This is a genomic window from Bacteroides sp. RCH18 (genome assembly GCF_058231005.1).
This window is the reverse complement of the sequence record NZ_JBIPTC010000001.1, coordinates 353,367-377,258: the sequence shown is the minus strand read 5'-3', so window position 1 is coordinate 377,258 and position 23,892 is coordinate 353,367. Positions and strand designations below refer to the sequence as shown.

Below are 23,892 nucleotides of genomic sequence, written 5' to 3'. Positions count from 1 at the left end.
ATCTTATTTTTATTTTATACATTATTTATTCATCTCTCCTCAAGGAAGCCAGCGCGGGTCTCCAGTACGGGCAGATAACTGTTCATCTCCACGAGGAGTAAAGTCTTTCGCTGTTTCAACAGCATTACCCGGATCAGTCAGTTTAGGATCTGTTTCAATCGGATTTGATTCATAAGTGGCAATAGATCCGTCTGTAGAATAATTTTCTCCGTACCAATAAGAATTTCTGGAGAAACTCTTTATTACGTTATTATTATTATTCGTAATTCGTCTGATAACCTGATTATTTCCGCTGTCTACAAAAATATTATTTGAAATATTCATGAAAGTAGTATTCTGAAGCATTCCACTCCAATTAGCCATATCTCCCTTGTTGGCAACATTATAGAATGTACAATTCTGAATAATAAGGCCACCTCTGTATGACACACCATTATACATAGTACTGATACCATATACGTCACTCTTAAGTTGATTAATAAACCAATGTGGTCCACGAGAACTAAAGTGTATGAAACGTTGATTAGACGCTACAGTACTATAAAGAGTACTATTCTGGAAAGCCAAGTGTGCAATGAATGCATTAGACGAATTCATGTGAATAATAATATTAGATTGGTTAAAACCCAGAATACAATCGTTTACAGTGAATTGTTTCACACAATATGACGTACTGTTACAGTAAATCAGATGTCGGTTAATGCCTCTGACTTCGCAAGACTGAATCATAATAGGATCAGTAATCACAAATTGACCGGGAGCTGATGCCGTCAAACCGGCTCCGCTTGCATCGTTGCTAAGCAGAATAAAGGAGTTACTGGAAGAGCCGCTTGATGCCGCATTACAATCAAAATCAATGAATTTGATTTTCAGACCTGCACAAGTTACGAATCTGGCAGATTCTCCAAAAGTTACTTTCGGATGATTCACTTTATCGCCACGGAAGGTTACTGCACGAGCTCCGAAATCAACAACGTCATTCATTGTATATGTACCACCGGCAACCAAATCATAAGCAAGTTCCGTAGCCGAATCCGGTAGAGGATTTGCCTTGAAATATTCGGCAATGTCCGTGCCTACAGGAATAGTTCCGGTAGTCTCAATCAACGTGGTGAAATCTTTTTCAACTGCAGCTTTCGCTTCCGTATTGTTTAACTGAGTATTTCCCAAAGTTCTGACGCAGGCCAGATACTTAGTATCATCACCAATATCACGTGTTACACTACATCCATCTACAAATTCGTTTTCCTCTCCAACCGGAACCTTTTCTTCCGGATTATCTACATTATAAAATGAGACCTCGTATCCACCGGCACCTTCCACGACATTCCATTTGATTGTGGCAGTTCCATCGTTGTTATTAGCCACTATTACCTCCGTCGGAGATTCTAGCTGTGCATTTTTCACGTTGGAGGTCCAAGTTGCATTTTCGTCGTACCCTATAGTACAACCACTAAAAAGTAGTACAGCAACCACAAAGGCTAGGCCATACATCTTTCTACGCGAAAATAAATGTTTATTCATAAATTAAATTTTAATTAATACAAAATAACTGCATATTCACACCTTCAATTTTTCTTTAGAATTGTTCCTTTTTTCATCTGTTTACTTTAGACATATATAACTTCATATTGCCATCCGCTTAATATACTAATGACGTACAACTTAAAAATATGTAATCACTCAAAAAGAATAAAAAATCATAGAATCTAAAAAATGTCCTATTTACAAGATATAATCAAGCGGTTGATCTGAATACATCAATTGGTCGATCAGAAAAAAAGATGCGGTCGATTGGGTCAGATGAAGCGATCGATTGAAGTAAAACGAACGGTTGACTGCACTCAAAGAAGCAGTCGATTAAAACATCTAAGATATTCTATTGAAATACCTTTTTCAGATATTCAATATTCGTTCCATAATTCTTCTTCACGTTCCTCACATCATCCTTGTCTCGTGAGCGTTCTACAACCAGCCAGCCCCTCCAGCCCATTTTGTCAAGCGTCTTTTTTACCTTATTCATATCCAGCCGCTCATTGAAAGGAAGAGTCACTCCATCCGTATCTGTACAGTGAATCTGGCAAATTCTATTTTTTCCAAGAATCTTGAGTTCCTTACATAGATCTCTTCCATTCTCTAATGCATTCTGAAATTTAAAATAGATCTTGATACCGGGAGAATTAATCTCTTTCAATAGTTTCACTTCTTCTCTTGCATCCAATTGAGTTTCAATGCCAATTACAACTCTTTCCGAAGCAGCCATATCCCCTACTTCCTTCAGCCGTTTTATTAAAGCTGTCCGAAGTTCCGGAGTTTCCTGCCAGCCTGCTTCCACTCCACCCAAAGGGAGAAAAGCGACCTTGGCACCCATTACTTTCATTGCATCCAGACAATCCCGGACTAATTCTTTATAATTAGCACGATCTAAAAAAGACTGTCCATAAAAACCGGACATAGCAATAGAAGGAACCTCTAAATTATAGTTCTGAGCTGTTTCACGAAATAGCTGCTGGAAATGGGGCTCACGCAATTTGTTATCGAACATTTCTCTTTTACCGAGACTACCCATATCCAACTCGACTCCATCTCCTTTCAACTCATGCACCAATTGGAACGAACCAATCTTCTGACGTTTCAATATCATCCAGTCACATACGGCGATCTTGTAACGTTGTTCTTTTTGTTTCGATGCAGCAACAGCCAGCATTGGAAAACATTCTGCTACGATTAATATCCAAAGGATATGTTGAAATAATTTCTTTCTATTCATCATCTTAATTATACGCTGATCGTATAAAAGACGGATGAAAGGAAACTTTGTAATCGGCTACATTCCAAATATTTAATACTAAAACGGAAAAGGGGATATTTATAAAAATAAGATAATGACACTATCCCAGGTAAATGGTGTCACTATACCACTGATATAGTGTCACTATCGCAGACATATAGTGACACTATCTTTTTGAAAGGATTATTCAGGTAAGATGTAAAAAAAATAGGCTGCCGAACCCTGAAAAGTCCGACAGCCTTGTCAACCCAAAAACGATACCTATGAAACACTGTGTGTTATTTCAAATCAAATATCAAGCGTTTACCATGAACAAGTTCATCGTGGGTAATGCGGTATTTATTGAACTTCTTACCATCCAATAACACCTTATTTATATAAAGAGTTTCCGATCCGGTACGATTACTCTCAATTACCAGCTCATTTTCCTTATACCATTTAGGATCCAAGCGGATCGTTACTTTATTAAATACCGGAGTAGTCAATGTATATTCCGGCAATCCCGGACAGTCGGGATAAAAACCTATCATATTGAAAATAGCCCATGCAGACATCGTACCTGTGTCATCATTTCCAGGGATACCGTCCGGTTTGGTCGTAAAGTACTTATCCAGCAGTCGCTGTGTCTCTTTCTGTGTACGCCATTCTTCACCTTTAAAGTAAGAGAACAGATGAGCGTAAGCAATATCCGGTTCGTTAGCCGGATCATATAGTCCTTCATCAAACACCATTTGCAGCTTATTGACAAAAGGTTTCTTTCCACCCATCAGTTTAGCCAATCCATATACATCATGTGGTACATAGAAAGTATAATTCCAAGAATTACCTTCGTGGAAACCGGGATTCGGTTCAAAGTTCTCTCCCTGCCTCGGATTGAACGGACTGTAGAAAGTTCCGTCCGGAAGAATAGGTCGGAATGTACCGAACTCCTTACTATAATAATGCTTATATCCCAAAGAGCGTTTATAGAACATTTCCGCATCTTTCTTCTTTCCTAAAGCATCCGCAAAACGGGAAAGGGCAAAGTCTGCGATATAATATTCCAGTGCATGAGATACGGAGTTATCATATTGTTCACGAAGCGGCACGTATCCTTTTGACATATAGTCATCATTGTCCGGACGCATCAGATTTTCCGCCCCGGGTAATGTAGCCGACTTGTACATAGCTTCATAAGCCAGATCTACGTCAAAGTCACGCAATCCTTTCATCCATGTATCCACAATCACTGGGATACTTGGATCACCTTCCATCGTAAGAGTCTCTCTTCCATACAATTCCCATTTAGGAAACCAACCATGTTCACGATACATATCGAGCATGGTACGTACCATTTCCATCTGACGTTCGGGATAAACCAAAGTCAAAAGCTGATGTACGTTACGATATGTATCCCACAAAGAGAATACAGTATATCGGGTACCTTTCGTTGTCAAAATCTGATCGCTCTCCATAGCCGGATATTCACCATTTACATCCTGCAGAACGTTCGGATGAATCAACAAATGATAAAGTGCCGTATAAAAAACTGTTTTCTGTGCATCCGTTCCTCCTTCTACAGTGATACGTGACAAGTCATCGTTCCACTGTGCACGGGCATCGGAAAGCACCTGTTCAAAGTTTTTTCCCGACTGTTCTTTATCCAAATTCAAACGGGCATTCTCTATGCTTACAAAGGAAACTCCCATCTGTACTTCGACCTGTTCTCCTTCCTCTGTTTCAAAAGTGAAGTAAGCGCCCACATCGTCACCTGCTATTTCTTTTCCATAGCGGGTATACAATTTATATTTGCCTTGGTCTCGATCCCATTCTGCTTCCACACCTGTCATCGGACGTTGCTTTTTCCAATATCCGGTTGTGGTGGGAACTTTGTTCACTCTCATCACAAAATAGATGGGAAATACAGCTTGGGGATTATAACAGAAAGTACCCAATAGTTTCATTCCCTCTATTTCGCTGTCACTTACACGACGAAGCATGGCTCCACTCTCATTGGTCAGGCCTTCGCCCAAATTCAGAAGTATATGACTCTTTCCTCTAGGAAAAGTGAAACGGGCAATACCTGTACGCGGAGTAGCAGAGACTTCTGTCTTTATATTATACTTCGTCAGATAATTGGAATAATAGCCGGGAGAAGCCTGTTCATCCTTATATTTGCTCCCATATTCCTTATAGTCTACATTCAGTTCTCCGGTAGTAGGCATCAGCAATAAAGAACCCAGTTCAGGACAACCGACACCACTCAGATTTACATGAGAATATCCTGTAAAGAAACAATTGGTATATTCATAAGGCGTGGACCACCAACGTGCATCTTTATCATAAGTATTATCAGCAGAACCCATCACATTAAAAGGTACTACGGACATCATTCCATTCGGGCAAACAGCTCCGGGATTAGTGGTACCGAAATTTGTCGTTCCAATAAAAGGATCTACATAATCTATCAACAGACTCTTTTCCTTATTCATAGGGGGGGCCTTACCCTCTCCCCCAAATACGGGGAGAAGGGTGAAAGCCATTGTGCAAGTTAATAATATACGTCTCATATCCTTCTTAGATAATGCTCGTCCGTTTTGTAAAATCAATTATTTCCTGGATATAGCCGAAAGCCATTCCTACAACAGTATCTGCAGCTCCATAATAAACAGCTACACGCTCACCATCCTGCAATGCCGCACATGGGAATACCACATTGGGCACATCACCTTGAAGTTCATAAGGTGCAGCCGGACCTATCAGATATTCACGGGTACGATAAAGTACCTTTTCGGGATGATCCTTATCGAGTATCGCCGAACCCATTGCATAACGGAAACCGTTGCAAGTAGTGATAACACCATGATAGAAAAGCAACCAGCCTTCATCAGTAAGGAAAGGTACCGAACCTGCACCAATCTTGGTACACTGCCAGGCACTTTCAGGGAAAGGAGTCACTTTCATAACACAACGGTGTTCACCCCAGTATTTCATATCCGGACTGTAGCTGATATAAATATCACCGAACGGTGTATGTCCATTGTCGCTGGGGCGACTTAACATAGCATATTTGCCATCTATCTTTTGCGGGAAAAGTACTCCATTACGATTGAAAGGCAGGAAGGCATTCTCGCATTGGAAGAAATCTACAAAATCAAATGTATAGGCAATACCGATAGTAGGTCCATGATAGCCGTTACACCAAGTAATCCAATATCGGTCTTCAATCCATGTAACACGTGGGTCATATTTATATTCGGATTCGATCATTTCCGTGTTACCGGCTTTGAACTGAATCGGTTCATGACTAATATCCCAATGAATACCATCTTTACTGAATCCTGTAAAGATATTCATCTGTACAGCTTTGTTGTCACAACGGAATACGCCGGCGAATCCATCTTTGAAAGGTACGACAGCACTATTGAAAATACTATTGGATGAAGGAATATGATAGCGTCCGATGACCGGATTTTGCGAGTAACGCCACATTACATCTGTACATCCGACAGGACGTTCTTCCCAGGGAATTTGAATCTTATTCATAATAATTATTTATTTAGTAATTGGTTATCTATTATCACTCAAAAATAGCAATTTATTTTTTCTTTTTTGAATCATCATACGTAAAAGGTATAAAATAAGTCATCAAAAAAGCAGGAATTGTTGCGATCAGTACATAGATAAAGAAACTACGGTATCCCAGTAAATCACTAAAATAGCCGCTGATCATTCCCGGAAGCATAACTCCCAGATTCATGATTCCCGAAGCAAATGCATAATGTGACATCTGATGTTTGCCAGGAGCAATCTGCTGCATCATGAACAAGGTCAGTCCGACAAATCCGAAACCATAGCCGAAATACTCCATTGTGATACATGTTCCGATCAGATAAAGACTGGTCGGCTGGACTACAGCAAGGAAAGTATAAGCAAGGAAAGGAAGGTTGAACACGCAACAAAGCATGAATAAAGTTTTCTTCAATCCATATCTGGCCACAAATATTCCACCCAGCAATGAACCGATAACAAAGGCGGCAGAACCAAAGACGCCATTCAATGTTCCGATTTCTGTCAATGACAGCCCCAGACCTCCGACCTCTCTGGAGGCACGCAGAAACAAAGGAGCAACCTTCATTATAAATCCTTCCGCCAATCGGTAGAGAATAATGAAGAAGATATAATATACTATATGTTTTTTAGTAAAAAAGTTCCCAATCACATTTACCAAATCCTGCATGATTTCTGAAGTAGTTTTTTTTCCGGTAGCAGGAACTTGTGTAGAAGGCAACATCTTTATATGATAAAGACCGAGCAATACCATTACTGCAGCAATTACGGCAAAAATAATCATCCACGCAGATGAATATGCACCCTTATTGGCATCTATCGAAGCTCCTTCTATTGCCCCGAAGTGTTCGGCCAACATACCTGCCAAAGCAACTAATCCACCATTGGCTACCAATTTTGCCACATTATAGAAAGCTCCCTGTACTCCAATATATTTAGCCTGATTCTCTTTATTCAGTTCCGCCATATATACACCATCGCAGGCGATATCATGTGTGGCTCCACTGAACGCAATCACCGCCATAGTGGAAATACTGATAGCAAAGAAATAATCAAAGAATAACGAAAAAGCTACTACTCCAAACAATATACCACTCAACAGTTCGGTTACCAGTACAAAAAACTTTTTGGTCCGATACATTTCAAGAAAAGGACTCCATAAGAATTTGAGTGTCCAGGGCATCATGATAAGAGAAGTCCAAAACGTTATCTGAGTATCAGAAATACCCAAATCCTTAAACATGAATACGGAAACCAGATTGATAGCAATAAAGGGAAGTCCCATTGCAAAATAAGCGGTAGGTACCCAATAAATCGGGTTGATAGTTTTTCCTTGAGAAGCAGTTTTATTCTGTTGCATAGTTCAATAGTATATAGATGAAAGGGTCGTTTTTCTGACCCATCTATATATAATACAACTAAGAAGGGCAAACTACTAACGCTTGCCCCTACTTTTTTTTATTTTATTGTTACTTCGTCGATAAAGAACCACGAAGGATGCCCTACACCATAATGCCATTCGGGACATTCTTTCGTACCGGTGACCTCAACTTTCACATAACGGGCATGCACTGGCATTTCCGATTCAGTCTTCACTCCGCGGAACTCCACTTTCCCCGAACGGTTTTCCGGCATATCATGTGTTCCCCAATGTGTATAATTCTCTCCATCTTCAGAATAGGAATAAACCACCTTCAGAGGGAAAAGAATCCAGGCTCCGATCTGATGCAGGAAATCCGTCTCTATACTATGTATTTCTTTCTCTTTACCCAAATCTATAACAAAAGTACCGTCTGTTCCTTCCCAGCCAACCCAGCTTTCAACGAAAGTAGATCCTCCGAATAATCCGTCCACTAATGCCGTTTTTCCGATCTCTGCATATTTACCGGTAGGAGGAATAAGATAAGTAACCTTCGCTCCTATCGCAACGCTTTTTTCTGCACGGGGCATATATCTCTCCCGATACAACTGGCAATATTCCACAGGAGAATTGAAACGTTCATTCAATGTCGGTACATTAAATTCTTTCACCCGTTTTTCAAAAAGTGCCAATTTCGGACTGATCTCATTCATATCCGTACCAGTCTCAGTACGGGCAATTTCCAATTCCGAATACTGAATGGGCAAGCGGGCACGCTGCACACGCTTCAGGAATTTATTATCTTCAGCCACCGCTTTCTCTGCATCATCAAACAGTTGATTATAACGTCGCATCAGTTGTGGTTTCAGCATTCCGTATTTATGGGAAACAGGAGAATCATAAATCCACAATCTTTGTCCGCTGCCTATCAACGCTCCCTCCATCACCTTGATATACTGATAAAGGTATGGCGCAGCCTCTCCATAGTATCCATGCAGGAAATGCTGCATCAAAGAATCAACATTCGCTTCGGGGTTCCACATTAACTTAGATACCAGATAGGCACGTAACTCAGCGAAGTCTCCTCCCCTGCTTCCTGCAATCTGTGAGAAATGCATAGTGGCATGATTCTTTTTGAACAGACGAATATTATCCTGCAAGATATGAAAATTAGGGAACGGAGCCAGATAATTATCAAAATTAATACCATAATCCCACACGAAAATATTATTAGTGATGGCAGCCCAGCCTTCCATTGCTTTCACAAACTCTTTACCTGAGGCATTTTCCGTCAAAGTCACTTCACGGTCACAATCTATATCACAAAGCATGATATTCACATTCGGCAATGGCTTCACATGTTTCGGAGGATTCATCGTATACAGATAGGCAAGCGTGGAAAATTCCTTATCAGGAAAACGGGCAGCCAGCTTATTCAAAAAAGTAATGATACTTCCTGAGAGTGCTCCTTCATAATCATCTATCGCTTTGCAGGCATCACATGTACAATTGGTATAATTACCATCATTCTGACTCACAGACATAATATGCTTATCCGGATTTGCCTTAAAAATAGAATCAATCCGCTGAGCCACGATTTCAAAAACTTCCGGGTTACTCAGACACCATTGGCTTGCTTTCCCGGGATGGCGTTTGCCTTTAAAATAAGAATAATATTCCGGATGGTCTGTTCCATATACGGAAGCAGGAAGCAACTTATCAAAAGTATGTACCCAATAACCGGCAGCAAACACTTCGTTTGGCTCTTCCAGCCTGTTCCACCATTTATATATGGAGTCTGTACGAATAGCATAACATTGTGTCTGGCGGTAACGGAAAGCCGGATTATCTATTTTATCGATAAGCGGCAGTTCGATTGTCTTCGCAGGGTTAAAAGAGTATTCGTTTTCTCCCCAGTAATCCACTCCAAGATATTGTTCGAGTAAAGTTACAACTCCGTAAACTGTCCCATTTCCGCTGCCTGAGATACGTAAGATTCCATCTTTCGTAGATAGGCTGAAGCCGTCTTCAGTCACTCCAGCTGGGGGTTTGCTACTGATTATAATATCTCCTTTTTTTGCATTCTGCCCTTTTACAATGGGAAATGTACAACCTGAAATTCTCTGAAGGAACAATTGAAATAAATTTGCTGATATTTGATTAATCTGGTCATTTTCTGATAGAATAATCCTGGATTTAGTTTTTCCATTATCAACTAAAACGACTTGTGCTGTTGCAGGAATATAACAACATGCTCCCAACAAACAAAGCAGCTGAAAAATAATACGGCGAATGATTCTCATAGCATTTCCTTTAATTAGTTTTTAGATAATACAATCCAAAAATATAAGATACTCAAGAAAAAAATCAGTTCTAAGTTTTATTAACAAAGAAAACTTAGAACTGATCACAACATGATATAAACAGCAAATAGCCCAAGCTCATTCAGTAATAAACTTGGGCCATTTTTTATTCAGTTTCAGTATAAATACCTACAGTATTAATATAAGGAGAATAATAAAGAGCTCCATGGAAAGTTACTCTTATATATTGCGCTTGTTTAGCCACAAGAAGAAGAATATAACTTGTCTTATTTGCAAATCCTGAAGCTACACCAAGATCCTCATATTTCTCTCCATCATTACTTATCGCTATACTTGCACTTTCCGAAGAATAAAACCATTCATAGAAATGTAAAGCAATAGTTTTTATATTCTCTTGTTTTCCCAAATCGATATCAAGTATGCTGCCATCCGGAACATAATCATACAAGTCGCTAGATTGTCCATTCAAAGTAAAACTCCAACCCGAATGGTCATTTATTACAGAACCTACCGGTTTGTCTACACAAGATAAAAATCCGACAAGTGCTGTTTTATAAACAATATATATAACTTTATTCTCGCCTATATCTGCTCCTACTCCATCAACATTCGTGATTGTCACTGGAATAACATAGTTAGTACCCAGCTGCACAGAAGCCATATCATCCGAAAAACTCAAGGCAACACTCTCTTCCGGAGTTATTTTCCCTTGTTTAATCATTATTGTCGATTGCTTCAAACTTGCACTAGTCAGTAAAGAATAATCTGTGCCATGCAATGCGTTATACGTTCCAACTAATGCCGGATTAATAGCAAGAGTAACTTTGGTGTCACCATCTGCGGCCCATGCCGATTTTAAGATACCGTCAAGCTTCCATTCACTGCTTAAATTTGTAAATCCTTGACTATACTGATACTCTAACAGATATTCTTTACTTGAAGTCAGTGTGACATGATTTGGTTTGTAAGTCGATTCAAATGTCAAGAATATCTTACTATTACTTTCACTCGCTGATACTCCTGTTCCATTAATAGAAGTTATAGCAATCGGGAGAATATAATTTTCCGATCCGTTCTTAAATTCTTCCATATTAGTATAATGCACTTTTAAAGTATCTGCAGAGATATATTCCCCTTGCTTTATATACAAAGTTGCATTTTCCAGTTCTGCATTTTGTAAAGCTACATAGCTCGTTCCATATTCACTGTTGTATGCATCTACCAATGACCTGTCAATAGCTAATTGGATGGTCAAATCTTGTGGTGCAGGTTTAGTACACCTGACAGGAGACAAAATATGTTCGGTGGCGATTTCTTTCAAAAAAGTTCCGTCTCCTTTATACTCTAAAGTAGCATTTGTTTCACTTGGTTTATAAATATAGACATAATTGATATCATACGGATCTGTTGCTTCGTCATCGTCACATGCTGTGACTAATGGCAATGACATAGCAAAAAATGTACTGTATAATATATATTTAAATAATGCTTTCATATCATACTGTTTTAAATTATTGAGCAAATGAATATGTTTCCCATGTCACCTTTTGACGGTTTTCGTTACCCAGGTTAGAATTGCCAATTTCCACATCATGACCATTACCGGTTACATCGTGTAGTATTGTAGCTCCTTCACCTTCATTCATTGGCAGATACAACAACAAATTCTTGTCTGTATAGTCAACTTCGGTATACATAGATTTCTTTATCTGATTAACTGTGCGTGTAACTTTCCAAAAACGAACCTGACACATTTCACAGAAATCCGGAAAATATTCTTCTCCTGAAGAAATCATCTGAAATTGATCAATATTCATCGGTTGTCCTATTGAAGAAGATAATGAGGCAACTACAGTACCATTTTGGTACAATAAAGTAGTACCGGATGCTGCATCATAACTCACTGCAAAATGATACCATTTTTGTGCTTCTAAACCTTTTCCCTTAGTTGGATCACCTGTATCAAACTGAGACCCCATCGTTTTTACTTGTAGGAAATTATTTTTATAGCTACCATTCTCGGAATAGATTAAGTCACCAAACCGTATATATAGTTCTGTCCCTGAACCTCCTGAGTTTATTATAGCCTGATTATTCTTAGTATATCCACCGTTCCCTGATTTAGAGGTGACTTTACTCCACCATTCCAATGTATAATTTGGCAAAGCTAACCCCCAAGCTCCTTCCGGAGCTGCATGCATACCATTATACCATGTTAATTTAGGAACAGCTTGTTTCAAAGGCTTCACAAGAACCAATAAAAAACTGGAAGAGGATTCCGACCTCTCAATACCTCCTTCCACATTCTTAATACTGATGGGAATTGCATATTGAGCACCGCCTTCAGCTTCAAAACTTTTAATATCAACATTCACAGGATCTGCACTTACAGAACCTGCTTCAATTGTCACTGATTCAGGAAATGATATATATTCTTTAGGAGGCATTTTATAATTAGTTTCATTCTTCTTATTATAAGCATCTAATACAGATTCGTCAATAAATAAATTAGCTTTTATTGTTTGATTAATAATATTCACCAAACGTACAGTTAACGAAGTACGCGTCGTACCCTCTGTCAATGTCAATTCTTTAGTTTTGGATGTAGACGCTTCATTTATATAGACTAAATTATCTATAACATCATACTTAGCATTTTCACATGCAGTATGGACCAGTGCCAGTACCCCAAATGCCATTATTTTAAGTAAAGATATTCTCTTCATTGTTTAACCCTTTCTTTTAGTTATTAATAGGAGGATTCTGTGCAGCAATAGCTGCACGCACTGTGGGATAATCAGGATTTCCAGGATAATCATACTCAATATGATAAGCCCCCATACCTGCATGTTCTATTCCACAAGCCGGATGATAGCTCTGTTGCTCGGTAAAGTAATGCTTATCCACTGCTCTTTCAAAAGTTGCAGTCACAATAGATTTCCCCATAGCTTCTTTAAAGACATTAGGGTGACTTCTACGTACAGCTTCAAAGAAAGAATCCAATCCAGAATGTCCTAGTTCATAGGTCTGCCAAGCTATATAATCAAGACTTAGAACTGTTTCCTCTGAAAGCACTTCATAAAAGCTCAACCAACCTGCACCACCAGGGATATCAGCAACCAACATTTTCCCTGTCTTATCAAACTCCTCACGTAAAGTCTTCATAAACGCATTGGGTACTGATGGCATACTGGAGTTCATTAAAGTCCCCCAATCCTCAATATCATAATCAAATCCATCGATATTATATTTGTTACATGTATCTACAATAGCAAGTGCATATTTCTTAGCAGCCTCAATGCAAGATTGCTCATCTTTAGGATCAAAGCCCCAAAACGCTTCCTTCACTGCATCATCGTTACCCCCCGGTGTGAGATTATCACCAATATCTCCTGCGCGCCAACAAAGCACTGCTCTGGAACCCTTAGCCTGAAAGTCTTTTAAATCAGCCTGTTGCTCAACCGTCAGATTTCCCCAACAGAGCCAAAGGCTCACAAAATCCGTACTGTCCGGTAATCCACATAAAGCATATTGCATGGAAGAACCTCCCTTACCTGCCCAGTTACCAAACCAGCCAAACATAATCTTATGTGGAGAGTTAAAATAATCCTTCAAATTATTTTCATAACCTTGCGTAGGAGGTTCATAATAATCTTTCGCCTCTATGTCGGTCCAATCACTACATGCGGTATTTAAGAATCCCTGCGAAAAAAAGAGAGAAATTCCTATTCCGTATATTATTTTTTTCAATTTGCTCGTTTTCATAATAAAAATTATTTTAACGTTCTGATTTAATTTTTCTTAGCCCACCAAAGATCTGTGGCAGAGTTATCTGCACCACCTAACATTGATACAGCTGCTTTCACATTTGCATTATTCGTATTATATTCTGACTGAGGGAAAGGCAAACGACGCATACCACGCTGCACTGTCACTCCGTCTGTATTCAGATTATTCACGATAGGGAATAGTTTAGGATAACCTGTACGACGAATGTCAGCCCACGTTTCCCAACCATTCGGAAAATTGGCAATCCACTTCTGAATCAAAATACGCTCCAAATTCTCTGTAACACTTGCTGATTCATTATATTTCGGAGTTACAGTTGACACTGCTGCTATGTCCTTACCTGAATCCGAAGGATCACTGTAAGCAGCAGGAACCTTTTCACTTTTCAAATAATCGCCAATAGTAGCTTTACGTTCTTCCATAGACACTGTCACTCCTGCGTCATAAAGTTCTTTGGGAGTTCCTCCCATATTCCATTTATACATCAATGCAGCTTCTGCACGTAAAAAATAAGCTTCAGATGCAGACATAATGAGCAATTCATCATCTATACCAATATTCAGGCGGGAGAATTTTGTATAATTTGCCTGAGTTGTAGCACTTTGGTAAATACCATTTCGTACTCCTATTTGTCCTCCACCGATAGAAGCATCTGCTTCTGATGCATATTTAGCCAAACGAGGATCATTATAACCGCTTAAATATGAAGTGATATTAGCACTGATACGAATTTCATTCCATGAAGAAGTAACACGATAATATGGATTCATACCGTCATTATATTTACTATATGCAGCATCTGATGCAGAAGTCATCACACCAATTACATCAGAAACAGCTTCTTCTGCTTTCTCCTTGGCAAGTGCTGGAGAAACACTAGAAATGCGCATTGCCATACGAAGCTTTAAAGAATTGGCAAATTTCACCCATTTGTTAAAATCTCCATTAAATACAAGATCGTATTCTGATAAAGAACTCATATCTTCATTACCTAACACAGCTACTTTAAAAGCAGAAATCGCTTCATCCAAATCATCAAACATATGTTTATAAAGATCCTCCATATTGTCATATTCTACAGTAAAAGCAGTTCCTGTAATTTGAGAATAAGGAATCGGTCCATAACAATCACTAATTTTAAGTGAAGCTGCCACACGAAGAATCTGTGCCCATTGATAAGCCAATCCTTTGCCATCAGAAAGATCACGTATCTGGAAATATCCGGTATAAATCTGTGGCATAGTAGTATCAAACATATTTCCATACCACCCTACTCTTGGATTGTAAGTATAATAATTACCTCCATTACCCCATTGGGCGATACAAGTAATTTCTCCACCATATTCAGATCCAATCATCTGATCCAACATCTGTGAATTGTTCTGTTGTCCTTGTACTAATGCAGGAATCATGCTTTTAATCAATGATCCGGTGATTGCATTATCACCCAGCATCTGGTCAGGTTTAGGTCCAAAGGGATTTGTATTATACTCTTCAAATTTATCGGTACAACCTGTTCCTAGTGCTACTAACAAAGTATACACAGACAGTTTTGCAAACTTCTTTATTATCTTATTCTTTTTCATAATCTAAACTAGAATGTTAGTTTGACATTAAATCCGAGACTTCTCAAACTAGGTTGTTGAAAATAGTCAACCCCCTGATAGAAATTACTAGTGACAGAAGATGTACTTTCCGGATCATAAGGTGCTTTACAATAAATCATCCATAAATTCTTTCCTGTAAGCCCCAGTGTCATATTTACATGATTTTTGAACCATGTTTTAGGAAGTTGGTAGCTCAAGCTCAGTTCAGAAAGGCGAATATTCGTTGCACTATATGTATAATAAGTACCAACAGCGGTAGTTACTTTACTATAATATTCCTCAGCATCCACTTTACTGCCTCCAACCCATACACCGCCTGCTTGACGAGCAACTGCAGAACTTTCAGATACACCATATTTATCAATCATGGCTTGTGTATCCGATACAACTAATCCTCCAAAACGTCCGGTGAATGCAAATCCAAGATTCCATCCCTTCCAAGCAACACTACCATTCCATCCCAAATAATATTTAGGAAGAATAGAGCCAACCTTGCGGTATTCCGTATTTTCAATAGCCAAACTTCCATTGGAGGGGTCTTTCCAAATATATCCATTAGGAGACTGACGCAAACGCTGATTGATATAAATATCTCCCATTGATCCGTCTTCATAGAGTCTTAAAGTCGGACCACCACTAGTTCCCAATGTTCCTTTTGAGTAATACTCCATTTCGATAGCTTCGCCGGTTTCCGGATTGATGGCACCATTCGCTAAACTAACGATCTTGTTTTGATTAAGAGTGTAAGTGAAATTTGTAGATACCTTCACTTTATCAAATGTATCAGAATATCCTAAAGCCAGCTCAATACCCTGATTCTGAATATTACCAGTCTGCACAATATTATTCTTATATCCGGATGAAGCCGATGCATCAACATAGAATGTCTGATTGAAGGTATTAGAACGATAGAAGGTCATATCTAAATTAATACGGTTGCCAAGGAATTTAGCATTGACGCCTAGTTCCCATGACTTTGTATTTTCTGGTTTCAGATTAGTATTATAATGACTTGCAGGATATTCATATGTATTTGTTTGCTCATTATAAGTATATTGCATTTGGGTAAGGTATCGATTAGGGGAAGAAGCGACCTCCGCCCACGAACCACGAACTTTCAAATAAGAAATAGCTTTTGGTAGCTTTACAGCTTCACTAACAAGCCATGACAGACCAACAGACGGATAAAAGTAGGAACCTTTGCTAGTAAAAGCTAATTGAGATGCCCAGTCATTACGCCCAGTGACAGTCAAATACAATTGATGATTCCATCCTAATTCTGCACTTGCAAAAACACTCTGTACTTGATCATGCCATTTTGATTCATTACGCTTGGAAGTATTGACATTGATATTGCCATAATGGAAGAAATTAGGAATTTGCTCCAATCCTCCCTTTAGATACATAGCATCTTCCTGGATATCATTAATAGAAGCACCAACAGTTGCATTCAATGAAAGTTTGTCATCAAAGAAATTCTTATTTATGCTAGCCATTACATCAGCATAAACAGACCGATCATTTTGTTTAGTATGTCCATAATAACCTTTAGAACTACTTTCTGTAAAAGTACCTCGTGTACTAGCATAATACTTTTCATAACTATCGCTATCTGAATTATCCACACGTACTCGCCCTGTTACATTCACCCAATCTGTTATATCCCATTTCAGACTAGCATTAAACATATAACGACGTTTAGAAAGCTCATTCTGCATCCGATTCATAATCCAATATGGGTTTTGCATATCCAAATCAGTACCAAATATAGATTCCGGCCAATATTGTACCATAAGGTTTCGAGCCTCACTATAGCGTTCATACATCTGTACTTCCTGAAAGTTTTCACCTCGTGGGAAAAGATAAAGAGATACCAAGGGATTAAAATATTGTCCACTACCTACCATATTCTTATTATTTTGAATAATATATTGAGCTCCCAAATCAAGACTCAACTTATTATCACAGAATTTAGCGGTATTACGAATAGAGAAATTATAGCGGTTATAAGCATTATTAGGTAAGATACCTGTGGAGTTTGTAGTAGAGACAGATGCGTAAGTTTGATTTTGTTCAGTACCGGTGGTCAACGTGAAACCATTCATCTCTGTCATTCCCGTATTGAAGAAGTCAGATGGATCAAATTTGTTAGGAGTATCCATCAAGCTCCCCCAACTGCCTAACTCTCCTTCACGATTACCATAAATATTCTGAAACTTCGGCATCATCATCGGAGATGAAAAACTTGTACTATTACTATAAGAAATTTGCACTTTTCCTACAGTACCTTTTTTAGTAGTGATAAGAATAACTCCATTAGAAGCATCCGAACCATACAAGGCTGCAGCGGAAGGTCCTGTTAAAATTGTCATGCTCTCAATATCTTCAGGATTAATATCAGCTACGCTATTAGATCCTGGCTGTTTGTTCATCGTACCTCCAGCATTATCTCCTGAATTTACATTAAACATTGGAATACCATCAATAACATAAAGTGCATTATCATTTTTCTCCAAAGACTTTGTACCACGCATAACTACACGAGCCGCAGCCCCAGCACCGGCTGAAGAAGCATTTATCGTTACGCCAGCTACTTTTCCTGATAAAGCATTAATAAAGTTAGCATCCTTTATATTAGTCAATTCATCTCCTTTTACTTGCTGTACATTATAACTCAATGCTTTTTGTTCACGTTTGATACCCAACGCAGTAACTACTACTTCGTCCAAGGTTTGCGTATCTTCACCCATTGTGACTTTTAGGGGTTGGGCGTTAGCAAGCGTGATTGCTTGGGAGGCATAACCGATATAGGAGATTTCTAACACATCACCTTTGGCAGCTTGTATTTTGAAATTTCCATCCATATCAGTAATTGCACCAGTAGCGGTTCCTTTCACTAGAATACTAACTCCAATTAAAGGTTCACCTTGTGCATCTGTTACTGTTCCTGTTGCAACGATTGGTGTTTTTTTCTGTTGTTCTACTTCTTTCTTAGCAGAAAGTACAATATGTTTATCGACTATTGAATAACTGATATTTGTTCCTTTAAACAACTGACCCATAACGTTAGTCAGCGACTCTTTAGAAACTTTAATAGATATGACACGATTAATATCGACGTCATTTGTGTTGTATACTACTGACATTGAAGTTTGTTTCTCTATCTCTTTCAATGCAGTATTTAGAGGTACCTTCGATAGATTAAGGGTAATCATTCGTTCCTGCCCATAAGCTGAGGCAAAACTCGAAAACAATAAAAGGAAAAATAACAAGTATGGAAACTTGTGTTTTATAATTTCTTTCATCTTATTCTTTTTAATTAGAAATAGTTTTTAGGTAGTTAACAAACATGTGCGGGTAATAAATATAACCGCCACTCATACAAAGGATCTATGTATCTCTGTTTCTCATATTTATAAAATTAAAGGTTACACTAAAAATGATTTTTCATAAGCGCTTATTCATCAGTAATACATTTGATACTGCAACCATACTAAACGAAAATAAGATTTTTTTTCGTAAAAAATGGTTAGACTAGGCTTTCTTTTGAAAAATAAATACATAATCATTTGATAAATAGAGTATTAAGTAATTCTAAAAAACTATTCAATTTATTACATTTGCATGCAATTTGCATATATTCAAATAACAGATAGATATAAAGAATCATTTTATGTTCAAATATTCAAAAGATGGAGTTTCTGTATTGACCATATTAGACACCAGAAGAGCTAAAATTAATGGATTATTTCCAGTTAAAGTTCAAGTCGTATTTCGGAGAAAGCAGAAATATTATTCTACGGGGAAAGAATTATCAAAAGAGGACTGGGATAGATTATTAAAGGCAAAAAGTCAGTTATTAATGGAGGTAAGAACTGATATAGAAAGTAGTTTTTCTATTATAAAACAACAAGTCAGCGAACTTATCCAAAAAGGAGAATTTAGTTTTGAAATATTGAGTATCAGACTTGGAAGGCATACGAAAGAAATTAATCTGCGTACAGCTTTCGAATTAAAGATGAAGGAATTAGAGGATAATGAGCAGGCAAGTACATATTTAAATTATCGAAGTGCTTTGAAGAGTTTAGAATGTTTTGGTGGTACCAATATTCCATTAGACAGAATTACAGTGGAGTGGCTGAAGCACTGTGAGCGGTTTTGGATTTCTAACGGTAAGAGCTATTCAAGTGTGAGTATTTATTTTCGAACTTTAAAGTGCATATTAAACCGTGCAGTACGAGATGGAATATTGAAAGAATCATCATTCCCTTTTGGAAAGAATAAATATGAAATACCAGAAGGACATGGTCGAAAGCTGGCTCTCACTCTTCCTGAGATAAAAAGAGTCATGTCTTTCCAGGATTCTACCAATGAATTAGAGGAATTTCGTGATTTATGGTTTTTCTCTTATTTATGTAATGGAATTAATTTTATGGATCTGTTATTTCTCCAGTACTCAAATATTGTAGATGGAGAAATCTGTTTTATACGTTCCAAAACATCCAGGACTACTAAACATAGTAAAGAAATACGCGCTACTATAACTCCTGAGATGTGGGATATCATTCATAAGTGGGGAAACCCTAATATAAGCCCACAAACCTATATTTTCAAATATGCCAAAGGGAATGAAGATGCTTTTGAAAAGATTAAATTAGTGCGTCGTATCGTCACTAAATGTAATAGAAAATTAAAAAAAATAGCCCAAGGTACAGGTATTGCTCAACTGACTACTTATACAGCAAGACATTCATTTGCGACAGTACTAAAACGTGGTGGAGCCAAAACGTCTTATATTTCCGAAAGTCTTGGTCACTCTAATTTAGCTGTTACTGAGAATTATTTAGCATGTTTTGAAAAGGAAGAGAGGATTAGAAATGCCCGATTACTGACTAATTTCGATAATAAAATGTAAATTTGAATGGTGCATGCAAATTGTATGCACAACGCTACTTTTGGTGTTTATTGCATAGGCATAAAATAAATGATTATACGATAATATGATGAATTATAGAAAAATCTCATTGTGTCTAATATCATTACAAGATATGATTAGCCATATGGCTAATCATATCTTGTAATGTCGCATTTTATAAATAATAGAAAATATGAAATCAGTAAAATCAGCACATTCTTAAAAAAATGCATATTTAATGTGTCTATAATGTATATATTACACTAAACTATATAAGAATTTAGAAATAAAGCCTTTATTCTCGATTTGTTTTCAACAGCTTGATTCAAATAAACGTTATTAATGATTATATAGTTATTAAATCGTGTAAAACACAGATGTTTTAATATAAATAACAATATATATAATCATATTATCATTTCAGAGTCAGGCGAAAAATTAAATCAAATAGAGAAAAAGTTCTTTCAAAGTGCCCATATTTATCTTGTTTTTAAAGGAACTGGTGTTTCCTTTAAAAACAAAATGCCGTTCCTTTTAAACCAACGACTGCCCCATTCGTATATTATAAAGCTCTTTCATAGAATTGAAGATGGCATTTTTATGCACTAAGCAATTGTTTTATGCAAACACATCGCATAATCTTGCAATAAATTATACGTTTTTTTTGCTATTTATCAGATTTCATAGACTTTGACTACCTGGCTATTCTTAAAAATAGAACATAAAGAAGTATAAAAACAGCTATAAATTCATTACTCCCAATCAATCACATTAGCTAATACACAACCACTAAAAATAGTAATGGGAGAAGATACTCAAACATTAGAGGAAGTAGTTGTAACCGCATTGGGTATTAAGCGTGAACAGAAGGCATTAAGTTACAATGTGCAGCAAGTTAAAGGTGATGAGTTGACAACTGTGAAAGATGCCAATTTCATGAATTCATTAGCTGGAAAAGTTGCCGGTGTCCAGATTAACAGTGGTGCAACAGGTGCTGGCGGTGCTGCACGTGTTGTTATGCGTGGTTCCAAATCCATCACAAAAGACAACAATGCTTTATATGTAATTGATGGTATTCCAATGTTTAACGTAAGCTTTGGTGAAAGTGAAGGACAGTTTGCAACTCAGGCAGGATCCGATGGTGTAGCTGATATCAATCCTGATGATATTGAAAGTATAAACATGTTGACCGGACCGTCAGCAGCTGCTCTTTATGGAAATGCAGCAGCAAATGGTGTTGTACTTATTAATACGAAAAAAGGAAAAGCAGAACGTACTACATTAACCGTAAGTAATAACACTACATTTTCTAATGCATATATTATGCCTGAGATGCAAAATACCTATGGTAATAAGTCTGGTGAATTTGCAAGCTGGGGTGATAAAACATCTTTGAGGTATGATCCGAAAAAGTTCTTTAATACAGGTGCAAACGTTATTAATGCAATAACTTTCTCTACCGGTACAGATAAAAACCAAACTTACGCTTCAGCCTCTACTACAAACTCTACTGGTATCCTACCCAATAATTCATATAGTCGTTATAATTTCTCTATTCGGAATACGGCTAGTTTCTTGAATAATAAATTAACATTAGACGTTGGTGCTAGTTACATTGTTCAAAATGATAAAAATATGATATCTCAGGGGCAATATTTTAATCCGCTTCCTGCTCTTTATCTATTCCCTCGTGGCGATAGCTTTGAAGAAGTGCAAATGTTTGAACGTTATAATGAAGCATTAGGTGTTAAGACGCAATACTGGCCATATAGCCACCAAGGTATGAGTTTACAGAACCCTTATTGGATTATGAAACGTATGAATCGCGAAACTGAAAAGCAACGTTATATGATTAATGGAAATCTGACTTATAAAATTGCAGATTGGATTGACATTTCCGGTCGTGTGAAAATAGATAATTCACATTATAGACTAACTCAGAAACGTTTTGCTTCAACATTGGGCAACTTCTCTGGAACTAATGGTTTTTATTCAGACCAAACCCGTACTGACCGGAATATTTACGCAGATGTTATGTTGAATATAAACAAACGTATTGATGATTTTAGTATTAATGCTAACATCGGTGCATCTATTAAGGACTTAAAGTATGAACAAGCTGGTGGCGAAGGTAATTTAGCTGGTATACCGAACTTCTTTACTTTAAATAATTTAGATTATACCTCTAATTATAAACCTAAGCAATATGGTTATCACGATCAATCTCAAGGTATTTTTGCCAATTTGGAAATTGGTTGGAAGAGTATGTTATATTTAACTTTGACAGGACGTAATGACTGGGAGTCTCAATTAGCATTTACGGATCATTCTTCATTCTTCTATCCTTCTGTAGGTTTGTCTGCAGTATTGACTGAGATGATTAAATTACCAGAATTTATATCTTATGCCAAAATCCGTGGTTCATATACTTCTGTTGCATCTTCATTTGATCGTTTTTTATCCAATCCGGGATTTGAGTTTTTAGAACAATCACATCAATGGAGTACTTCTTCTACTCGTCCGGCTGTCAATTTGAAGCCAGAAAGAACGAAATCATGGGAAATCGGTTTAAATACTAAATTTTGGAATGACTTAAGCTTTGATTTCACATTCTATAAGTCAAACACATATAATCAGACATTCCAAATTAGCCAATCTTCAGCCAGTGGATTCTCTACTGCTGTAGTACAAAGCGGTAATGTACAAAACTATGGTATTGAAATGGGTATAGGATACAGGCATAAGTTTGGCGATGTTGAGTGGAATAGCAACTTTACTTTCACCATGAATCGTAACAAGATCAAAGAATTGATGGAAGGTGCTAAAGATCCTGAAACAGGTGAATTGATTGCTGATGAAGAACGTCGTGTCGCTACATTAGGGGCTGCTGGATATGCACCTGTAATTATTCTACGGAAAGACGGAGGTATGGGAGATATTTATGTAGAGAAACATTTGGCAACTGATGGCAATGGAAATATAAAAGTCGATTCCCAAACGGGTAAAGTTAGTATTGCAGAATATCCGGAACCACGTAAAGTAGGTAGTTTATATGCTAAATGTAATTTAGGATTCAGCAACAACTTTACTTATAAGGGCATAAACTTAGGTTTTACTTTAACTGCTCGTGTAGGAGGTTTAGTTGTATCCAATACTCAGGGGATCCTTGATTACTATGGCGTCTCTCAAACTACTGCTGATGCCCGTGATGCAGGTGGTGTATGGATTAATAATGGTTATGTAGATGCACAGAGTTATTATCAGACAATCGGTAGTTCTTCCGGTGGTGTTGGCGAATATTATCTGTATAGTGCTACGAACGTTCGTTTGCAAGAATTAAGTTTAAGTTATACACTTCCTAAAAAGTGGTTTAATGACAAAGTAGGAATTACAGCCGGTATTGTTGGAAAAAACTTATGGATGATTTATTGTAAAGCTCCTTTCGATCCGGAATTGACTCCTTCTACAACTAGTAACTTCTACCAAGGTGTAGACTACTTCATGCAGCCAAGTACTCGCAACATTGGTTTTAACTTAAAATTCCAGTTCTAATACAA

The 23,892-nt window shown here is 37.6% G+C and carries 13 protein-coding genes; 2 read left to right on the top strand and 11 right to left on the bottom strand.

Annotated elements, in window-relative coordinates; translation table 11 throughout:
• Positions 1-39: 39 nt before the first annotated feature.
• The 11 genes from ACHLI0_RS01450 to ACHLI0_RS01400 all read right to left on the bottom strand — a co-directional run bounded on the left by ACHLI0_RS01450 (position 40) and on the right by ACHLI0_RS01400 (position 18,725).
• Positions 40-1,524, bottom strand: a complete 1,485-nt coding sequence (locus ACHLI0_RS01450) for a DUF4992 family lipoprotein (RefSeq protein ID WP_072067367.1) — start codon at positions 1,522-1,524, stop codon at positions 40-42.
• A gap of 355 nt (positions 1,525-1,879) precedes the next feature.
• Positions 1,880-2,770, bottom strand: a complete 891-nt coding sequence (locus ACHLI0_RS01445) for a sugar phosphate isomerase/epimerase family protein (RefSeq protein WP_055218543.1) — start codon at positions 2,768-2,770, stop codon at positions 1,880-1,882.
• A gap of 299 nt (positions 2,771-3,069) precedes the next feature.
• Complete coding sequence (locus tag ACHLI0_RS01440) at positions 3,070-5,340, bottom strand: GH92 family glycosyl hydrolase (protein ID WP_032840927.1); 2,271 nt, start codon at positions 5,338-5,340, stop codon at positions 3,070-3,072.
• Between the two features lie 7 nt (positions 5,341-5,347).
• Positions 5,348-6,316, bottom strand: coding sequence for a 1,4-beta-mannosyl-N-acetylglucosamine phosphorylase (locus ACHLI0_RS01435; RefSeq protein ID WP_195381076.1), 969 nt, complete (start codon positions 6,314-6,316; stop codon positions 5,348-5,350).
• Between the two features lie 52 nt (positions 6,317-6,368).
• Positions 6,369-7,700, bottom strand: coding sequence for an MFS transporter (locus ACHLI0_RS01430; protein WP_236092870.1), 1,332 nt, complete (start codon positions 7,698-7,700; stop codon positions 6,369-6,371).
• A 98-nt stretch (positions 7,701-7,798) separates the two neighbouring features.
• Positions 7,799-10,003, bottom strand: coding sequence for a glycoside hydrolase family 20 protein (locus ACHLI0_RS01425; protein ID WP_490748289.1), 2,205 nt, complete (start codon positions 10,001-10,003; stop codon positions 7,799-7,801).
• A gap of 166 nt (positions 10,004-10,169) precedes the next feature.
• Complete coding sequence (locus ACHLI0_RS01420) at positions 10,170-11,519, bottom strand: DUF4999 domain-containing protein (RefSeq protein WP_490748288.1); 1,350 nt, start codon at positions 11,517-11,519, stop codon at positions 10,170-10,172.
• A gap of 16 nt (positions 11,520-11,535) precedes the next feature.
• Positions 11,536-12,750: a BT_3987 domain-containing protein gene (locus ACHLI0_RS01415; protein WP_236092867.1), complete on the bottom strand. Its 1,215-nt coding sequence runs from the start codon at positions 12,748-12,750 to the stop codon at positions 11,536-11,538.
• 16 nt (positions 12,751-12,766) lie between these two features.
• Positions 12,767-13,789 carry an endo-beta-N-acetylglucosaminidase gene (locus tag ACHLI0_RS01410; RefSeq protein WP_055217712.1) on the bottom strand — a complete coding sequence of 341 codons (1,023 nt, stop codon included), beginning with the start codon at positions 13,787-13,789 and terminating at the stop codon, positions 12,767-12,769.
• Between the two features lie 26 nt (positions 13,790-13,815).
• Entirely contained in the window at positions 13,816-15,399 is a 1,584-nt protein-coding gene (locus tag ACHLI0_RS01405; RefSeq protein WP_011107590.1) for a SusD/RagB family nutrient-binding outer membrane lipoprotein, read from the bottom strand.
• Positions 15,400-15,407: 8 nt separating this feature from the next.
• Complete coding sequence (locus ACHLI0_RS01400; protein ID WP_490748287.1) at positions 15,408-18,725, bottom strand: SusC/RagA family TonB-linked outer membrane protein; 3,318 nt, start codon at positions 18,723-18,725, stop codon at positions 15,408-15,410.
• A gap of 368 nt (positions 18,726-19,093) precedes the next feature.
• Here ACHLI0_RS01400 and ACHLI0_RS01395 point away from each other — a divergent pair, with 368 nt between their 5' ends.
• Positions 19,094-20,335, top strand: coding sequence for a site-specific integrase (locus ACHLI0_RS01395; RefSeq protein ID WP_008763867.1), 1,242 nt, complete (start codon positions 19,094-19,096; stop codon positions 20,333-20,335).
• Positions 20,336-21,082: 747 nt separating this feature from the next.
• A complete protein-coding gene (locus ACHLI0_RS01390) occupies positions 21,083-23,887 on the top strand; it encodes a SusC/RagA family TonB-linked outer membrane protein (protein ID WP_413555243.1) in 2,805 nt (934 codons plus the stop codon).
• Positions 23,888-23,892: the final 5 nt, after the last annotated feature.